Annotated in this window: 15 protein-coding genes; 6 read left to right on the top strand and 9 right to left on the bottom strand. The window is 59.5% G+C overall.

Annotated features, from left to right (window positions below; all coding sequences use genetic code 11):
• Positions 1 to 135: 135 nt before the first annotated feature.
• Positions 136 to 1,098, bottom strand: coding sequence for a glycosyltransferase family protein (locus tag GJ668_RS16525; protein ID WP_343032236.1), 963 nt, complete (start codon positions 1,096 to 1,098; stop codon positions 136 to 138).
• On the opposite strand from GJ668_RS16525, the gene GJ668_RS16520 reads away from it, so the two are divergent.
• The gene (locus GJ668_RS16520) at positions 1,080 to 3,065 is read left to right on the top strand and encodes a capsular polysaccharide biosynthesis protein (protein WP_155451236.1); all 1,986 of its coding nucleotides are present in this window, start codon (positions 1,080 to 1,082) and stop codon (positions 3,063 to 3,065) included. The two genes, GJ668_RS16525 and GJ668_RS16520, sit on opposite strands and share 19 nt — an antisense overlap.
• A gap of 7 nt (positions 3,066 to 3,072) precedes the next feature.
• On the opposite strand, the gene GJ668_RS16515 is transcribed toward GJ668_RS16520, so the two are convergent.
• Genes GJ668_RS16515 through GJ668_RS16495 form a run of 5 tightly spaced genes read right to left on the bottom strand, consistent with a single transcriptional unit; the run spans position 3,073 to position 7,777 of the window.
• Positions 3,073 to 4,152, bottom strand: a complete 1,080-nt coding sequence (locus tag GJ668_RS16515; protein ID WP_155451235.1) for a KpsE/RkpR family capsule polysaccharide export protein — start codon at positions 4,150 to 4,152, stop codon at positions 3,073 to 3,075.
• Positions 4,149 to 4,859 carry an ABC transporter ATP-binding protein gene (locus GJ668_RS16510; protein WP_155451234.1) on the bottom strand — a complete coding sequence of 237 codons (711 nt, stop codon included), beginning with the start codon at positions 4,857 to 4,859 and terminating at the stop codon, positions 4,149 to 4,151. Before GJ668_RS16510 ends, GJ668_RS16515 begins: the two co-directional genes overlap by 4 nt.
• A complete protein-coding gene (locus tag GJ668_RS16505; RefSeq protein ID WP_155451233.1) occupies positions 4,856 to 5,647 on the bottom strand; it encodes an ABC transporter permease in 792 nt (263 codons plus the stop codon). Before GJ668_RS16505 ends, GJ668_RS16510 begins: the two co-directional genes overlap by 4 nt.
• Positions 5,648 to 5,669: 22 nt before the next feature.
• Entirely contained in the window at positions 5,670 to 7,370 is a 1,701-nt protein-coding gene (locus GJ668_RS16500) for a polysaccharide biosynthesis/export family protein (RefSeq protein WP_425482505.1), read from the bottom strand.
• Positions 7,370 to 7,777, bottom strand: coding sequence for a DVU3141 family protein (locus GJ668_RS16495; protein WP_155451231.1), 408 nt, complete (start codon positions 7,775 to 7,777; stop codon positions 7,370 to 7,372). The genes GJ668_RS16500 and GJ668_RS16495 overlap by 1 nt, the downstream gene beginning before the upstream one ends.
• Before the next feature lie 216 nt (positions 7,778 to 7,993).
• On the opposite strand from GJ668_RS16495, the gene GJ668_RS16490 reads away from it, so the two are divergent.
• Positions 7,994 to 8,410: a hypothetical protein gene (locus GJ668_RS16490; protein WP_246194956.1), complete on the top strand. Its 417-nt coding sequence runs from the start codon at positions 7,994 to 7,996 to the stop codon at positions 8,408 to 8,410.
• Between the two features lie 12 nt (positions 8,411 to 8,422).
• On the opposite strand, the gene GJ668_RS16485 is transcribed toward GJ668_RS16490, so the two are convergent.
• Both GJ668_RS16485 and GJ668_RS16480 read right to left on the bottom strand, forming a co-directional pair.
• On the bottom strand, positions 8,423 to 9,763 hold the full coding sequence (locus GJ668_RS16485; protein WP_155451230.1) for a capsule biosynthesis protein: 1,341 nt from the start codon (positions 9,761 to 9,763) through the stop codon (positions 8,423 to 8,425).
• A 144-nt stretch (positions 9,764 to 9,907) separates the two neighbouring features.
• Positions 9,908 to 11,077 (bottom strand): hypothetical protein, encoded by a 1,170-nt coding sequence (locus tag GJ668_RS16480; RefSeq protein ID WP_155451229.1) that lies wholly within the window; start codon positions 11,075 to 11,077, stop codon positions 9,908 to 9,910.
• A gap of 401 nt (positions 11,078 to 11,478) precedes the next feature.
• Here GJ668_RS16480 and GJ668_RS16475 point away from each other — a divergent pair, with 401 nt between their 5' ends.
• Genes GJ668_RS16475 through GJ668_RS16460 form a run of 4 tightly spaced genes read left to right on the top strand, consistent with a single transcriptional unit; the run spans position 11,479 to position 15,320 of the window.
• Complete coding sequence (locus tag GJ668_RS16475; RefSeq protein ID WP_155451228.1) at positions 11,479 to 12,798, top strand: ABC transporter ATP-binding protein; 1,320 nt, start codon at positions 11,479 to 11,481, stop codon at positions 12,796 to 12,798.
• The gene (locus GJ668_RS16470) at positions 12,767 to 13,564 is read left to right on the top strand and encodes a glycosyltransferase family 2 protein (RefSeq protein ID WP_155451227.1); all 798 of its coding nucleotides are present in this window, start codon (positions 12,767 to 12,769) and stop codon (positions 13,562 to 13,564) included. Before GJ668_RS16475 ends, GJ668_RS16470 begins: the two co-directional genes overlap by 32 nt.
• Positions 13,565 to 13,566: 2 nt before the next feature.
• Positions 13,567 to 14,451, top strand: coding sequence for a sulfotransferase family protein (locus GJ668_RS16465; RefSeq protein ID WP_155451226.1), 885 nt, complete (start codon positions 13,567 to 13,569; stop codon positions 14,449 to 14,451).
• A 2-nt stretch (positions 14,452 to 14,453) separates the two neighbouring features.
• Positions 14,454 to 15,320 carry a sulfotransferase family protein gene (locus GJ668_RS16460; protein ID WP_155451225.1) on the top strand — a complete coding sequence of 289 codons (867 nt, stop codon included), beginning with the start codon at positions 14,454 to 14,456 and terminating at the stop codon, positions 15,318 to 15,320.
• A gap of 72 nt (positions 15,321 to 15,392) precedes the next feature.
• Here GJ668_RS16460 and GJ668_RS16455 read toward each other — a convergent pair whose 3' ends face one another.
• Positions 15,393 to 16,760: a CAP domain-containing protein gene (locus tag GJ668_RS16455; RefSeq protein WP_222930803.1), complete on the bottom strand. Its 1,368-nt coding sequence runs from the start codon at positions 16,758 to 16,760 to the stop codon at positions 15,393 to 15,395.
• Positions 16,761 to 17,163: the final 403 nt, after the last annotated feature.

Below are 17,163 nucleotides of genomic sequence, written 5' to 3'. Positions count from 1 at the left end.
CATCCCTATATGCAGTAATACCTTGACCGGCATCCGTCTGCATTTGGCGCGAGACCTTGATCCCAAAATGGCTTTCAGCACAAAGTTATAACCCGCTAACCTATTGATTGAACCCAGTTTGCTAAGCGGCTAATGTTAACATGTTTGAATCATGTCACGTTTGATGGACCGCTGAGCGGCTAGGCTCAAGGTTCTGCGCCGCTCGGTATCACGAGCGAGCTGCACGATGGCTTGGCTCCAGGCATCAGGATCGAGCGCCAGCATCCAACCGTTGACACCATGCTCAACGACACCGGCGCAGACCGGGCCGGGCGCATAGATCCCCACGGCACCGGCGCGGGTGATGTCGAAGAACTTGGTGCAGGAGCGGGCGCGGTTGAAAGGACTGTCGAGCAGTGGCGCCAGTCCGATGTGACGTCCGGGCATGGAGATGAAGGTTTGATACGCGGGCCAGGACATGGGATGTACGACCGTGGTGCGCGGCAAGCGACGATAGCGCTGATTGACCTCGGAGGTTCCGATGATCTCGAAGGTCAGACGCGGTTCAGCCTGGAGTGCCGCCTCGATCACGGGATGGAGCCAGCGGATCTCGGCTTTATGCGAGGCGCTGCCGTGGTAGAAGACACGGATGCTCTCGTCAGCGGCGGGTGCGGGCAATGGGGCGGGCAGGACCAGCCGCGGCTGCCAGTCAGCATATTTGTCGCGCAGATAGGGCGTGGAGACCCAGAGGCTAGCGCCCTGCGCCCTCAGCCAATCACGGCGCCAGGTGGCCAGACGCGCGAGCTTGAGACGATAGCGCCAGCCCATGCCACGCGCGGCGCTGAGATCGAAGAGATCGTCATCCATGAAGAACACCAACTCGGCGAGCTGAGCGCGATGGCGTTCGATGAACCTAGCCCAGACCGTCGGCACATAGCGCACGCAGACCACGCTGGCTCCAGCCAGTTCACTCGGATCGGGAAGCGGTTTGTCGAATGTGTAACAGTGAATGGGCCGCCCACTGGCGTGCAGGATCGGGCGCACGAAGTAATCGGTCGATGGATTGGGACGCTCCTCGATCAGATGGATAGGAGTTGGAGATGATTGGAATTCTGTCACGCGGGATTCTGCGGATTCCTGGGTTGGAGACCTTGCTTGGCGAACCTGTCGTTCCTGTGAGTCCGTGGCGTGCTCGCCCAGAGCCACTGTCGGCCATCGCCGGCTGGGGCTTCAAACCGACCTCGCATCGAGCGCGTGACTATGCTCGCCGCCATGATCTGCCCTATCTGGCCCTGGAAGATGGCTTTGTGCGCTCGGTTGGCCTCGGAAACCAGGATCCGCCGCTGTCGCTGCTCAGCGACGATCTGGGTGTCTATTATGATGCAACGCGCCCGTCACGTCTGGAAACACTGATCCAGCGGCCGTTGTCCGACGTCGAGACTGCGCGCGCGCGGGCCGTGCGCACAGCCTGGTGCATGGCGCGGGTGTCGAAGTACAACCATCTGCGCGAGGAGCAGGCTCCGCTGCCCTACCCCGCCGTGCTGGTGGTGGATCAGACCTTCGGCGATCCGGCCATCACCCATGGCCTGGCCGACCCCACACGCTTTCAGCACCTGCTGGACGCGGCGCTGGACGAGAACCCGGATGCAACCATCCTGCTCAAGATCCATCCGGATGTCTTCGCCGGACGCAAACGCGGGCATTTTGATCCCAAGCGACTTGCACGGCTGCAACGGGTGCAGGTACTGACGCGCGACGTGCATCCGGTGTCGCTTCTGGAGCGGGTTGAGGCGGTCTACACGGTCACCTCACAGATGGGCTTCGAGGCACTGCTCTGGGGACGGCGGGTGCGCGTCTTCGGGATGCCGTTCTACGCCGGCTGGGGGCTGACTGAGGATGAACTGCCGGCCCCGGAACGGCGCGCGCCAGTCGGCCTGGAGTCGCTGATCCATGGCGCGCTGATCGCGGCGCCGCGCTATCTGGACCCCGAAACCGGCGAACGCTGCGAGATCGAGCGTCTGCTGGAATGGATGGGTTTGCAGAGACGGATGCGCGAGCGCTTCCCCGAGTCGATCCAGGCACTGAACTTTTCAGCCTGGAAACGCCCGCTGGTGCGACGCTTCATGCAGGGGAGCCAGGTCGAATTCAGCGGTGGCGAGCATCAGTTGACCGCGTCGGACGCGCCGCCTCTGGCGGTCTGGGGTCTGGCACCGGCTCCCGAGGGGCGCCCGGTCCTGCGCCTGGAGGATGGTTTTTTGCGCTCGGTGGGCCTGGGCGCGGATCTCGTCGAGCCGCTGTCCTGGGTCATCGATCAGCACGGACTCTACTATGATCCGAGCCGACCCTCGGATCTGGAGATCCTGCTCGAAATCCATGACTTCGACGAAGCCCTGCTGGAACGCGCGCGGCGACTGTGCGAACGAATCGTCGCCTCAGGCTTGACCAAGTACAACGTCGGTACGGCGCGCTGGCAGCGACCAGTGAGCGCCAAGCGGGTGATCCTGGTGCCGGGGCAGGTGGAAAGCGATGCCTCAATTCGACGCGGCGCACCGGGCATCCGGCGTAATTTGGAGCTGTTGCGCGCGGTGCGTGAAGCCAATCCCGAGGCCCATGTGCTCTACAAACCGCATCCCGATGTCACGGCGGGCTTGCGCGCTGGCGGCGAGCATGAGTCCGCCGCGCGCGCCTGGTGCGATGAGTTGATCGTCGATGTGCCCATGGCGACGCTGCTCGACGGTGTCGATGAGCTGCATGTACTCACCTCACTGGCCGGCTTCGAAGCACTACTACGCGGTAAGCGCGTCGTCTGTCATGGTCAGCCCTTCTATGCCGGTTGGGGTCTGACCGAAGACCGCCTGCCGCTGGCGCGCCGCACGCGCCGCCTGTCATTGGAGAGGCTGGTCGCTGGCGCGCTCCTGCTCTATCCAACCTATGTCAGCCGGGTGACGGGACGCTTCACGACCGCCGAGCGTGCGCTCGATGAGTTGCTGGAGTGGCGCGCGCGGGGCGCACGACTGGCCTGGTGGCACCGCTGGCTCGTGCGCCCCGTACTCGGACGACTCGCTGCCGTGCGCGATCGTCGTTGAACGCTGGCTAATCCTTGTGATCGCGGATGATGGCGATCAACAGTTGCAAAATGAGCCCAGCGAGCGCGGCGAAGATAGCAAATGTGGTGATATTGTGGAGCCGGCGCGGACGGGTTGGATATTCGGGCAGGGTCGGCGTCTGCAGGACCGACACCTGCTTGAGCGCACGCGCGGCCTCGACGCGGGTGTTTTCGAGCGCGGTCACGGCACTGGAATAGAGCTTGTTGGAGAACTCGTACTGCAAGCGCAGGAGTTCGTATTCGGCCGCGAGCCGGTTGAGGGCATTGCCCGAGGCGCGCGCAAGGCGGGCGCGCTCGCTGGCGATCTGCTCGCGCATACCCTTGATTTCACTGTCGAGCTTCATCATCTCGGGCGAGCGCGCACTCTGCGACACGCTGAGTGCGGCCTTGCGTGCCTGGAGACTGGCGAGTTCACTTTCGAGCTTCGCGACTACGCTACTGAGACTGCCGACCGTCTCGGTTGGCGACACCAAGCCGTGTTCATTCTGATAGCTCAGCAGTCGATCACCATCCTCAATCATTTGCTGGCGCGCCGTCTCGACCTGTTTTTCGATGAAACGCACCTGCTCCTCGGCGAGCCGGTGACCCATAGCGTTCATTTGCTCCTCGCCGGCTTCCAGCAGTAATGCGACGATCCGCCTCGCCATCTCGGCCTCGTAGGCCTGGGCACTGATCCGTAGCACCTGGGCATATTCGTCGAGTTCGACCGAGATCCGCTTGAGCACATAGTCGTGAAAGTCTTCGGTCGGTACATCCGGCGCTGACAGACGTGAAAACCAATCGATGTCAGGATTGGAATAATGCGCGCGCAGATCGAGCTGGGCCTGAAGTTGCGCCAGCATGTCGGTCGAGAGCATGAAGTCGCGCAGGATCAGCAGATCGTTGTTGGTCTGGCCGCTGAGAATACCCGACAAACCGACCCCGGCTTTGTTGATCTGCGCGCTCAGGAGCACCACGTTGGCACGCGAGACGAAGCGATCGGTGGCAATGAGTGACCAGTAGAATGCCGCCACCAGGGTAGACAGGATGATCAGCGACCAGACTGGATGCTTGCGCAATCGCTTCATGCCGCTGCCTTGCGTTGCTTGACAGGGGTGTTTTTTGATTGCTTGACGCTGTCGTTATAGGCGTTGAGTCCGTCGGCGATATCGTCGAACCAGATGGGTTTCTCACCCTTACGCAACCAGAGCCCAGCCTGACAGAGTTCGCGCAGAATATCCTCACTGTGCGAGACCATGATGACACTGGCCTGACCGAGACGCTCCTGGAAGACTTGCTGCGCCTTGGCCTTGAAAGCCGCATCGCCAGTGGCGGTGGCTTCGTCCGACAGATAGACATCGAAGTCGAACGCCAGCGATAGCCCGAAAGCCAGGCGACTGCGCATACCGCTGGAATAGGTCTTGACCGGCGCATTGAGCGCCTTGCCCAGCTCGGTGAAATCCTGAACGAAATCGATGACAGCCTGAAGATCGTGCGCGTAGCCATGAATGCGCGCCAGAAACTTGAGGTTCTGAAGTCCAGTCATGGACCCCTGAAAGCCACCAGTGACACCGATCGGCCAGGAGACGCGACAATGTCGAATCACCTGCCCGCGATCAGGATGGTCCACGCCACCGATCAAACGCAGCAAGGTCGATTTGCCAACGCCGTTACGCCCGATCACGCCCAGGCTCACACCCTTGGGCAGCGTAAAATCGACATCGTGCAAGACCCAGTCGGTCGATCGATGATTGTGCGTGTGATAGCGCTTGTAGAGATTTTTGACTTCGATCATTTGGCTTTGAGTCGTAATTCGAATCGCGCGTGCAGCGCCAGTCCAAGCGCCAGCGTGATCAGGATCCAGCGCCACAGATACTCCAGACTCACACCCTGCACCGCCTGGTAGCCATCGAAGAAGTGCAGACGTAACAGCTCCAAACCATGCAGGATTGGATTGTAGAGCAGATATTCCAGGATCGAATGTGGCAGATTATGGAGTGGGAAAATCACGCCAGATATGAGCAGAAGCGGCAGCATCATCATCTTGACGAGATGCTGGATATCGGGAACTAAGCGCACGACCACCGAGACGATGAGCGCACACCCCAACCCCAGCAGCCATAGTGAACACCAAAGTGAAAAGACGCCGAGCGGATCATCTGGTAGCGCATTGATGTCAGTCAGTAACGCAAGGCCGAGCAGGATCAGCAGCACGACGGTCTGAAGCGCCAGCTCGGTGGCGGAGCGTACAAATAGCGCGTCAACGGGCTTGATCTGGCGATAGGCGAACAGAGCCTGGTTGCTCGCAATGGCGGTCATGCCACGCTGAATAGCATCGCGGACCATGAAAAAACCGCTGAGTCCGATCATCAACCACACGATGAAATCAGCTCCCGCAATATCTCGGCTACGACCTAAAAAACTGCGAATACTGACCATGATCACGATGAACGCAATCGGCTCGCCAAGCATCCAGAACCAACCCATGCGGTCGCCCGTGGTGCGCGCCAGCACCTCGCGCATGAAGAGCGCATGCCAGACGCTCCAGGTGACCTTCCAGGGCGGGCGGACTCCGGCAGACATATGTGAACTCACAGCTTAAGGTTCAATAACTTGATACAACCGAAATATCCAGTGCCACCTTGGTTGCTACGGCAATCTGATAGAGGATCTGCGATAGCGTCTTAGCAAGTTCAAGATTTTTGGTCGGGATGGTTGGTAGAACCAGGATCTCGTCACCCGGCTTGAGTGGTGTATTGAGTGCGGCAACCACCTCGCCACTCTGCCGTGCCAGAAGGATATTGCGTTTATCGGCGCGATCAGTGAAACCGCCGGCACGCTCGATATAGTCACTGGCACTTTGACGCTTTCTGTAAATCATCGCCTGCGGCACCAGCACTTCGCCGCTGACGAAGATCGAATCGGAGCGATTCGGAATCGTGATCACATCGCCATCCTGCAGGATGGTATCGCGCACCCGTCCGCCCTCAGCCACGACCAGCCGGCCACTTGGGTCAAGTTGACGGGCACGTTTGACGAAATCCTGAATCAGCTTGGCCTCCTCGACGCGGATCTTGCTCTCGTCGACCGTGGCCGAGGCCGCACCCAGATAGGCGGTTTCGAGCCGCTTGAGACTCTCGTCGAGCGATTCGCGCTGGCGCTGCTCTACGCTCTTGCGCCGGATCGAGACGCTCTCGACATCGGCTAGCCTGGGGTCGACCGGGATACTGTCAAGCAGCTCCATCAGGTGCGCGTCGCGTGGGATGGTGAAGCGTGAGGGTCCGGTGAAACTGCCCTCGACCTGCACCACGATGGTCTCGTGACGCTGATCGACCGAGAACAGCAGCTCATCGCCGCCCTGGAGCCAATGCGAATCCAGGTCGTCGAGCGGTAGATAGGACGAAAAGGGCCCAGCATCGCGCACGCCGGTCAGAAGCACATGCGAGACACCCGGCCGCAGTTGCACCCACTGCATCAGCTCACCGACCGACTGCGTCCGCGCAGTCAGCTCATAGCGGTAGGGCTGGGCAACATCGCCCGTGGCTGTCACCATCGGACCCTGACGTCCGACCACGATGGTGTCGCCGTCCTCGAATTGCAGCGGCGGCAAGAATCCATCGAGCAGGAAGGGATAGAGATCGACCTCGGCAATCGGACGCTGGCCGCGCAGCACGCGCACGTTGCGGAAGCTGCCGGCCGCGACATCGATGCCGCCGGCCTGATCGAGATAATTCAGCACTGAGTCGCTTGGCGCGCCCGAATAGCGTCCGGGTTTCTTGACGAATCCGGTGACGAAGACCGCCACTGGCTGCACGCCCTGCAAGTTGGTATAGACCGAGACATTGTCGGTATACACCTGGGTGATCGCACGGGTCACGACATCATTGAGTTCGGCGGAGCTGACACCCTTGACCTGGACTGGACCGACATCTGGGATGAAGATATTGCCCTGTGCGTCGACCGGCAGCATGAGATCGACTTCGAGCGCCCCCCAGGCCCGCACCGTCACCTGGTCGCCCGGCATGATGCGATAGCCCGGATTGAGTTCAGAGGTGCGTCTGGCGCTGAAACCGCCTTTGAACAGGCTCGAACCAAAGGGCTGAATGTCATCGACCCGTGACGCCCCGAGTTGCACCGAGGGCGAGGTATTGGTGAGCGGCGCCTCGACGCGCTGATCGTCTGCTACCTCGACCTGGGCGCTGATGCCCTGGGCGGCGACGGTCGGCGCGAGCACGATCAGCAGCAGCCACAGCACCAGCCGCCGCCCGTAACGCCGGAACGGATCGAGACGATCGATCACAGACATCATCGGCTCTCAGTCCAGGCCGGAGGCGAGGTATTGCGGCTCAAAAGCGGACGTCCGCCCACTTGCAGCAGGCGCACGGGCACCCAGTCGCGCGTGTTTTTGGGATGTTGGCAGACAAGCGCCGGATAGGATTGCCCTTCAGGCTCGATCGTGAGTCGTCGGCAGTTGCGCCCGCTGGCGGCGGCATAGGTCTCATGGAGCAGCACCTGGACGTTCGGTCCCCAAGGACTATTGGTGAGTGAAACTAGGGTATTTGCTGGCTCGCGTGTGAGCAATTTGTTCAGCGTGACCTGTTCGGCCTCGCGGTTCTTCGCGTCGTTATCCGCCGAACCGCCAAGCGGCAGACTCGGCCACTGCGCGCAGCCGACGAGCAACAGCGTCGACGCCAAGATGAAAGCACGCATCATGCGTCCACGAAATCGATACTGAAACGATACATCGTCCAACACTCAACACACGCTTGAATCAGATCCAAACAAAAGCAGCATAATAGCAGCAACCGCTTATCCGAACCAGAGTGGTAGAGCGGGCAAAATTTGGCGCCATTGCGACAGGCGATTATCATTGCGACCATCCATCTAACACTCCCCCACACGCGGGGACTCGCTCAAGGATTTTGCTCGATGAAGGAGTTTGCCGCTGGCCTCACACTTTCGCTGATCCTGTTGCCACTGGCGTTGCTGGGTTTGCTGCTGCTAGCGTTTTATGGGCTCACTGGACGCATTGCACGTGCGCGCGCTGGCGTTCGGGCGCTCGATCATTTCGTCAACGCCTCGATTTTCAATGGCTACTCGTGGGAATCAGTCTCGTCACATGCCTGGCGCGAGCGTGACAACAAACGCTGGGCGCGTATCGTGATTTGGCTGACTAATCTCTTTCAGCAGGATCATTGTCGGCGGGCCAACAAGCGTGAGCAGCATGTCGTCGATCTAGTGCTTAAAAAGGAACTACACGCACAGACTATTGGACGTAAGAAACCACCCGCCCCTAGAATCGAAGCGACACTGACTCAGGGGGCGCCAACAAGTCGTCAAAACTGATCAATGCGTCCCTCACAGCTCAGTACTCGCCCGAGCGATCAGGCGTAGCTCTCCGGCACCATAGGAAGGCGGCGCTAAATTTGGCTCTGTGTTTAGTGTCGCAGGCTCACGAATACTTGGTATTGGAGGCGCAATCGGTAGCCCCAGATCCGGCGGCCAAGCGACTCCCGTACGATTGGGCAATGTCGTCAGAGGTCGATAAAAGTTACCATTAGCCTGATTGTGCGTCAGCAGCCATCCCCGGAAACGTTCATAGAGTTCACGATCGATCCGACCAGGTGCTAACCAAAACTCATCCAGCGCGCCCTGAAAGGTCAATCCTGGAATGTTGTAGATTGGATCGCCCATCACGCAGACCGGGGTGTCATGCAGCAGCGAGGACAGGCCTACGGTGCTGTTGATAACCACCGTCCCTAGTGCCTTGTCGAGCAAGGTCGGCAGGTGCACATCATGGACATAGTGCACACGCCCTTCCAAAGCATACTTGGTGATCATGTGGCCCAAAAAATGGGTGTAGTCGCAATAACCGCGATCAAGCGGGTGGTGCTTGAAGACCAGGTGATGCTCCGGCTTAGCTGTACGCACAAACGAGATCAGCACATCTTCGATGAACTCTTCAATGGTCGAATAGTGCGAGTGGACGCTAATCTGTGCGTCGTTATGGGTCTGGAGTGGCGCGAGAAAAAAGCGGCCTGCGAGTGGCCCGAATAGTAGGCGTTCCACTCCGACTTCGCGCTGTCTGAACCAAAACTTGCGCCAACCGGAGCGCAGCCAGTAATAAGCTTGGCTCAAGGGGGCCAGGGGACGATGATGTTGATAGTGTGGATAGCGCCACCGGAAGAGTGCGTTGGTCAGTGCATAAATCGTTGCGAAAACGGCGGCGCGTGAGAAGGCGTGTTTGACTGGCAGTGGATGGAGGAGTTTGGGTGGCGGCAATTCCAGGGCGCGATAAAACCCTGGATCGCGTGGCAATGAGGAAAAATTATTGGCTCCGCCGCGCTCGATAGTGATGAAATCGGGACGCAGATAGCCCTCTTCGAAGACGTAGAGTGCCACATGACGCCAGCGTACTACATGCGGTACCACAATGTGATAGTGCCTGCAGTCGCCGAAGAGCATAACGGTATCGATAGCGTGGCGTGCGATAAGCTGACTGAGGAAGGTTGGCCAACCTTCGAGCGTGCCGCAATACTCAATGGTGTTTGCAGGATAGTACAGTCGATCGCCAGCACAAAAATTGACTTTGAAAACCTGCGCGCCCGCACTCTCTAGATCATGGCGTAGACGCCAAAAAAATGGTCCCATTGGCCCCTGCAGCAACAGCACTCGTTTGTTTGAAAATGCTGATAACATGGAAGGCCTCTAAGCTAGAATCCAAAAAAAGACCCTAAGTCTTGTGACTCAGGGTCTTATTAAAGGAGCCGCAATTGTATATTTTTTGACTCCAAGGCATTAAAAGAGATGCAAACCCGTAGATAGCATCCCTTAAATGCAATGTTAAGCAATCTCCAAGTTGCCCGTTACAAACAAGTGTGAGATCAGGCCCGCAATCTCAACAGAGTTTGTTAGCTCTACAGTATCGCCAGCATTGCCACCCTGAAGACTTAGGGCGCTATCATACTGATTGTTGAAGGCTGTGGTTGCAGAAGTATTTTGGATGAAATCGATGAAAGTTAACGACTCACCACTATCGAAGTGAAGAGTCATATCATAGAAATCAAGTGCATCTTTATAGGCGTAACCCGCAACACCAAAGTCGCTTGCATCAAAATTCCAGCCAAGCTCAATCAAGTTGATTGTAGAGGCCAAGTCAGACGCATTGTTACCTGGGCCGTTTGGAACGTTGCTGAAGCTAACGATGTCAGCTTGCGGATTGCTGTCTGGATCACCCAAAATCATGCCAAGAACGACATCGTTCCCCATGGAGCCAAGCGCGAGATGGACAGTATCTGAACCGAAATCTTCGGCATTGACACCGCCATCACTTAACTGCTTGGCAAAAGGATCAAGTTCAGGCGAACCAATATTGATGATATCGTCGCTTGGCGTAGGACCGTTGACGATTTCATCAATGACAGTATCGATCTGAGCATCTGCATCCAGTGCCGTCTGCTCATCAGTTACGCCAGCGAGCAGCTGAATCGCCGGTTCGGGGTTATCGATGAAGGCGTTGTTTTCTGCAGGCGTATCTAGAGCAGCAGTAAACGCTTCGGCCACTCCCGTCTTGGCGATCATGGCTTCACGCTGCCCTGGAAGTAGCTCGTCGCTAAGGTCGACAGTCCAGGTCGAGGGCTGGCTGAACTCGCCATCCACATTGGGCATCAGATTGCAGTCGTTGAGCATGGCATTGGCCAGACCCTTGAGCTGGATGGTGCCCTGGTCAAGCATGCCAACGTAGTAGTTATAAAGGCTCATCGAGGGCTCGGAGCCGGTCATGCGTATGAACATACTAGTGACGATCTCACCGTTGTTCTGGCCAGCTGTCTCGGCTTCAAGCAGTGGGGTTAGGTAGTTAACTAAGCTACCACCAGCCGGATTCCAGACACTGCCGTTATTGTCGGCGAGAACCTGGGTGTAACCCGCTAGTTCGGCGGCGCTAGCCGGACGACCTAGGGTAACGAGAAAATAGGCGGAAACTTTCGCATCATATTGATCAGCAGTTGGCATATCGAACTCCTTGAGGTGAAGGTAGGGATCAGTATTCGCGCAGTAGACTAGATGATCGCCACTCTAGAAGTCGAGTCGCGCTCAATGTATTTAATACACTAAAATCGTGGAAAGATCAAAACCATGAATGTCGCATTTTTGCGACACTTAGCCTGGCTGATCTCGTCATCCGGTTGAATCTAAACACATGATGACTGACGCCTGGGCAGGCTGCAATCTTAATTCATGCGTTGGTAAAGCGCAAAGTGCGTTAACAGATGGCATGGAGAACATTGTAGACCATGTGAGCTCTGTTGGACACGGACGTTGTGAGGAAACATCGCGTTTGGGGCGTTGGGGACAGACCCGTTGGCTTGCGTTATGCTTGCGCGCTATTCCATAGATTAGGACACGAGGTCGGCATGGCCGAGGATCGCCACGGGCCAGCTCTGGAACTGCGGGGGTTGGGCAAATTCTATAGTCTCTATGCGCGCCCGCAAGACCGGCTCAGACAATCGCTGGCCAGCGGACTGAACGCACTCGCCAACCGGGCGCGTGCGCGGCGGGGGCATGCGGCGCGCCCAGCTCCCCGCTTCTACCGCCCGTTCTGGGCGCTGCGCGGCGTCGACCTGAGCGTTGCACGCGGCGAAACCCTGGGCATCGTCGGCCAGAACGGCTCAGGCAAATCGACCCTACTGCAACTGGTCGCCGGCACCCTCACTCCCTCCGAGGGTGAGGTGCGCACGCACGGACGTATCGCCGCCCTGCTGGAACTGGGCAGCGGCTTCAATCCCGAGTTCACCGGACGCGAAAACGTCTATCTGAACGCCGCCATCCTGGGTCTGAAGCGCGAGCAGATCCAGGCCCGCTTCGACGAGATCGCGGCCTTCGCCGGCATCGGCGAGTTCATGGACCAGCCGGTCAAGAACTATTCGAGCGGCATGGTGGTGCGGCTGGCGTTCGCGGTCTCCGTCTGCGTCGAACCTGACATCCTGATCGTCGACGAGGCCCTGGCCGTCGGCGACGCCGCCTTTCAGTTCAAATGTCTGCAACGCATCCGCGAACTCTCCGAACGCGGCACCACGCTGTTGTTTGTTTCGCACGACATGGGCATGGTCAAGACCTTCTGCCATCGGGCGGTCTATCTGGAACAGGGCCAGGTCAAAGCAATCGGCGACCCGGAATCCATCGCCACTCAATACTTCCAGGACATCCGCATCCGCCAGCGCGCCGAACTGGCCAGCGGCGGGCCGGCCGTGGCGCCGCTGGCCGCACTCGGCACCAGTGCCAAGGCCGCCGCCTTCGGCGATGGACAGGCCGAGATCCGCGCCGCGCGACTCGGCGATACCGGCACGGCGCGCGGCCTGTGCGAGATCGGCGCCACCGTCGAACTTCAGCTCGACTATGGACTCGCTCCTGAGGCCACCGACCAGGACACCTATCTGGCCGTCGTCATCCAGAACACCAAACTGCTGGAACTGTGCGGACAGCGCTTCCGGCTACCGGCGCGCGCCAGCGGCACGGCTGTCGCGCGCTGGGCCAACCGACTGGCGCCGGGCGAGTACTTCATCTCGCTGCGGCTGGAACGGCGCGTGGGGCAGGACGTCTATCTGCCCCTGGTGGCCCAGATCGCCGCCCTGAGCTTCACCAGCACCTGGGACGAACGCGCGTTCCTGGGCATCATAGACCCTGAGATGAGGTTAGCGAGCGATGCGGATCATTGCACTGCTGGCGATTCGTAACGAAGCGCTGTATCTGGAACGCTGTCTGCGCCATCTGACCGAACAGGGCCTGGAGAGCTATCTGATCGACAATGACTCCACGGATGACAGCCTGGAGATCGCGCGTGCCTGGCTCGGACGCGGGCTGCTCGGAATCGAGTCGCGGCCCTATCCGGGGTTCTATGACTGGCGCGGAATCCTCGAACGCAAGGCCGAACTCGCCGTCGAGCTGGGCGATCATTGGTATATTCACCACGACGCCGACGAGATCCGCCAGTCGCCGGTGCCGGGCCAAAGCCTGGCCGAGGCGATCACCGCCGCCGACGCTGCCGGCTACGACGCCATTGACTTCCTCGAATTCGTGTTCGTGCCTACCGCGCACACCCAGGACGCATGCGGCGCCGATTATGTGACCGCCCTGCCCCATGCCTACTATTTCCAGCCCAATCCGCTGCATCGCGTCAACGCCTGGCGCCATGCCGGGAGCGTCGACCTGCTGAGCTTCGGCGGACACCGGGCCGAATTTCCTGGCCAGCGCCTGAGCCCCGAGCCGCTGATCCTGCGCCATTATCCGTTTCTGAGCTGGACGCATCTGGTGGATAAATACCAGCGCGAGCGGCAGTATTCGGCCTATGAGGTCGAACAGCTCGGCTGGCACGGCAAGCGCGCCAGCTTCGACGCACGCGAGGCGCGACTCCCAACCTCCGAGGAACTGATCCGGCCGGACGTGGAGGGCTGGCGCACCGATCAGCCCTGGGCCACACATCCGTTCCTGGAGGGCGGCTGAGCATGGAGACCCAACCGCTCGCGGCACCAGCTCCCTTCGTGATCGGCCTGGGGCGCTCGGGAACCACACTGCTGCGCCTGATGCTGGATGCGCACTCGCACCTGGCCATCCCTGCCGAGACCCATTTCATTCCCTTTCTGCTGGCCGAGCCGCCGCGCGACGGGGCCGAGTGTGTGGCACGACTGCGAGCCATGCCGAACTGGGGTGACTTCGATCTATCAGGCACCGGGTTCGAGACCCGGCTGAGGGCGCTGGAGCCGTTCACGCTGGCGACGGCGGTGCGGTTGTTCTTCGCCAGCTATGCCGCTCGACAGGGCAAGCCGCGCTGGGGCGACAAGACACCGCCCTATGTCGAACAGGTGGCGGCCATCGGCGCACTGCTGCCGGAAGCGCATTTCGTGCATCTCGTGCGCGACGGGCGCGATGTGGCGCTTTCCTATCGCGATAAGTGGTTCGGGCCGGGCGCTGATCTGGTGGCCGCAGCGCGACTGTGGCGTGGGCGAATTCTGGAAGCACGCGCCCAGGCGACGCGGTTGGAGCCGGGACGCTATCTGGAGCTGAAATTCGAGGATCTGATCGCGGCCCCCGAGCGCAAATTGCGGCAAGTGTGCGCATTTCTGGATCTGCCCTTCGAGCCGGGGATGCTGGACTACCACCAGCGCGCTGAATCACGGCTGAGTGAACTGGGCGACCGGCGCGATACCGAGGGTCGAGTGGCCGTGCCGCGCGCGCAGCGCCTGAGCATCCACGCCAACACCACACGCCCGCCCGACCCGGCCCAGTCGGGCAAGTGGCGCACCGGTCTAACAGCCGCCGAGGTCGCGCTGTTCGAACGCGAGGCCGGCGATGTACTAACGGCACTCGGCTACACGCGGGCGGAAGCCTGAACATGGCGATCACCGACCTCCTCCGCCGCTGCGTAGGATGGGCAGCGCACAGCGATGCCCATCGAACCAGCCCTGCCGACACCAACACACCGATCCTCATCGGCGGCTTCTACCGCTCCGGAACCACCCTGCTGAGACGCCTGCTCGACGCCCATCCGGCCGTGCACTGCCCGCCGGAACTGAAATTCATGCGCGATGTACTCGGCGAATACAGCGATGATCCCTATGGCTATCTGCGCTTCTTCAACGCCTGTCGCGTACTGCCGCTGGAAGACTCCGAGCGCCTCGCCGTCTGGGGACGCGCCTATGCCGAGCTGCGCACCCGCGCAGCTGAACGTCTCGGCAAGCAGCGCTGGGCCGACAAGGATCCCGAAAATGCCCGCTATCTGCCCCACTGGGAGCAGGCACTGGGCACGCGGTTCGTCTATGTACACCTGATCCGCGATCCGCTCGACACCCTGGCCTCGGTGCGCGAGATGGGCTTCGAGAAGAGTCTGCCGCCGGCGCTGAGCGAACAGGTGGCGCGCTGGCGAGCCAATAGCGAGGCGGCGTTGCAGTTCTTCGCCCGCGCACCGGAGCGGGGCTATTGTCTGAGTTACGAATCGCTGGTGGAGCAGCCGCAGACGACCCTGGGCAGACTGCTTGACTGGCTGGCGCTGGAAGACGATGGAACGCTGGCGCGGGGGTTGAATGATCCGGCGCGCGGACGAGGTCTGGAAGATCCGAAGATCGACCAGACTTCGGGGATTCACAGCGAGAGCCTTGGACGCGGGGCGCGGGAGTTCGACCCGGAGAGCCGGGTCTTCATCCGGCGCGAAGTGGATGAGTTATATCGGGCGTTGAGTGCCTTCGCCGCTACTCGACCCTAGCGCGATAGGTGTCGATCTGGGATGGGTCAGGTAAGCATAGTTCAATCGAGCGCCGTCAACGCAATCGACAGCTCAAAACCCGGTGCTCTCGATACGTTCCCGATAGCGCGCGAATTGGTTACTGGTCAGGAGTCCCCGAATAGAACCGCCCCCCGTCCAACCGTTGGGTTGACTATAGGTGCCATCGGCCCTAGGCATGATCACCAGATCGTTCAGGATGGCGTTGACCAGCCCGCGCGGACGAATGTAACCCTCGACCAGGGCCTCAACATAATAATTGATGATGTGCGGATCGATGTCCCAAGACCAGCCGAAGAGATTCGTGAGCACCTGGTCCACGATCGACCCGGCCGTGTAGACGTCGAGCGGCCCAGCGCCCCAGCCCATCAAATTGCTTAGATAGTGCTGTAGCCCCTCACCCATGGGTTTCCAGACGCTGCCGCTATTGTCGCGCAGCACGGCGCCCCACTCGGCCAACTCGCCAGATGTGGCCGATCGCCCGAAGGTGCCATAGAAATAGGCGTTCACTTTGCGGTAGTAGTTCTTGGCCTCATTCTCATCGTCCATGGGGATGGGCGGGCAGGTTCCGACACCCTGCTGACGCCCGAAATTCTGTGTCCAGTAATGCCTGTAATAACTACCGGCATCATAGGTATAACCCACGCCCAGATCGCAAACGACCGAGTTGAGGATGTTGGCGCGATGTCCAGGGCTGTTCATCCAGGCATCGACGACCTCGATGGGCGTGGTCTGACCGGCCGCGATGTTTTCAGCGGCGTAGTTCCAACTGTAACCAGCGTCAGAAATGCGATCACTTGAATCGCGACCATCGAGTCCGGTATGACTGAAGTAGCCATTGGTGGCCATGTCGATCGAATGTCCGCGTGCCGAGGCCAGCAAGAGGTCGTTCCAGGCCAGACGGTGCAGACCGTTCATCTGCCGTTCGTTGTTGGTGAGGGTCGCCGTCTCGGTCTCGAAGGCCGTAGCGGTAACCGTAGCCGTGGCCGACTGCGACTCGCTATATTGGATGAGTCCGGCAAAATCGGGGGAACGCGCTTCACGACGGAGCTCGCGCACGATGTGCCAGGTGTCATCGAACGGGCGAATCTGGAAACTTGCGTCGGGTGTCAGAATCGTGCCTGAGAGGGTTCGTTCGCTCACGGCGAGATGTGCCTGGATGCCGGCGTCGTCCGCGCCATGTCCCCACCAGGAGCGGCTGCCGAGTACCTCCTCCTCGCCCACGTCGTCGCAGACGAGCCAGATGGGCTGGTCATCGAAGAGATCGAGCACAAGCTCGCTGCCGGGCTCCAGAGGCAGGGCATCGAGCTGCACACGGACCAGCCGTTGACGCAAGGCCAGTTCTGTGGCCTGATCCGGAATCGCCAACTCCGCTGTCGTGTCGTCCGCAAACAACAGGGCGTCGCTGGGTAAACTTGCCAATGGCTGAACCGTGGGTAACGCCATCGTCAGCACTGTCGCCAAGACTATGAACCTATTGATCATCTCTTATCTCCTGTCAAGCCAAATCTAGCCCGCCATTGCTATAGTAGCTCTTGATATGCAGATTGATATCCCAGGATCAGCCAACGGCGGTGAAAATGCTGCCTGAACACAGATTGATAAAATCGGCGCGCTATCACTCGATCCACAACAAAATCCTGTATATTTTTCGTCATTTAGGAGTGAAAATCATGAAATTCTTATTGACTTTTAAAAGCCAATTATTTCAGAAATTTTTTTCATCTTAGCTGGTTTTGGAGTAACGCTAAGTACTTTCATTAAAAAAATTAAACAGATGAAAACGCAATTTTATATTCAGATCCATAACCATCAATAATTTCAC

Source organism: Allochromatium palmeri (assembly GCF_009720725.1).
GTDB lineage: Bacteria > Pseudomonadota > Gammaproteobacteria > Chromatiales > Chromatiaceae > Thermochromatium > Thermochromatium palmeri.
Note: the sequence above shows the minus strand (reverse complement) of the source record. Positions and strands in the feature narration are given on the sequence as shown.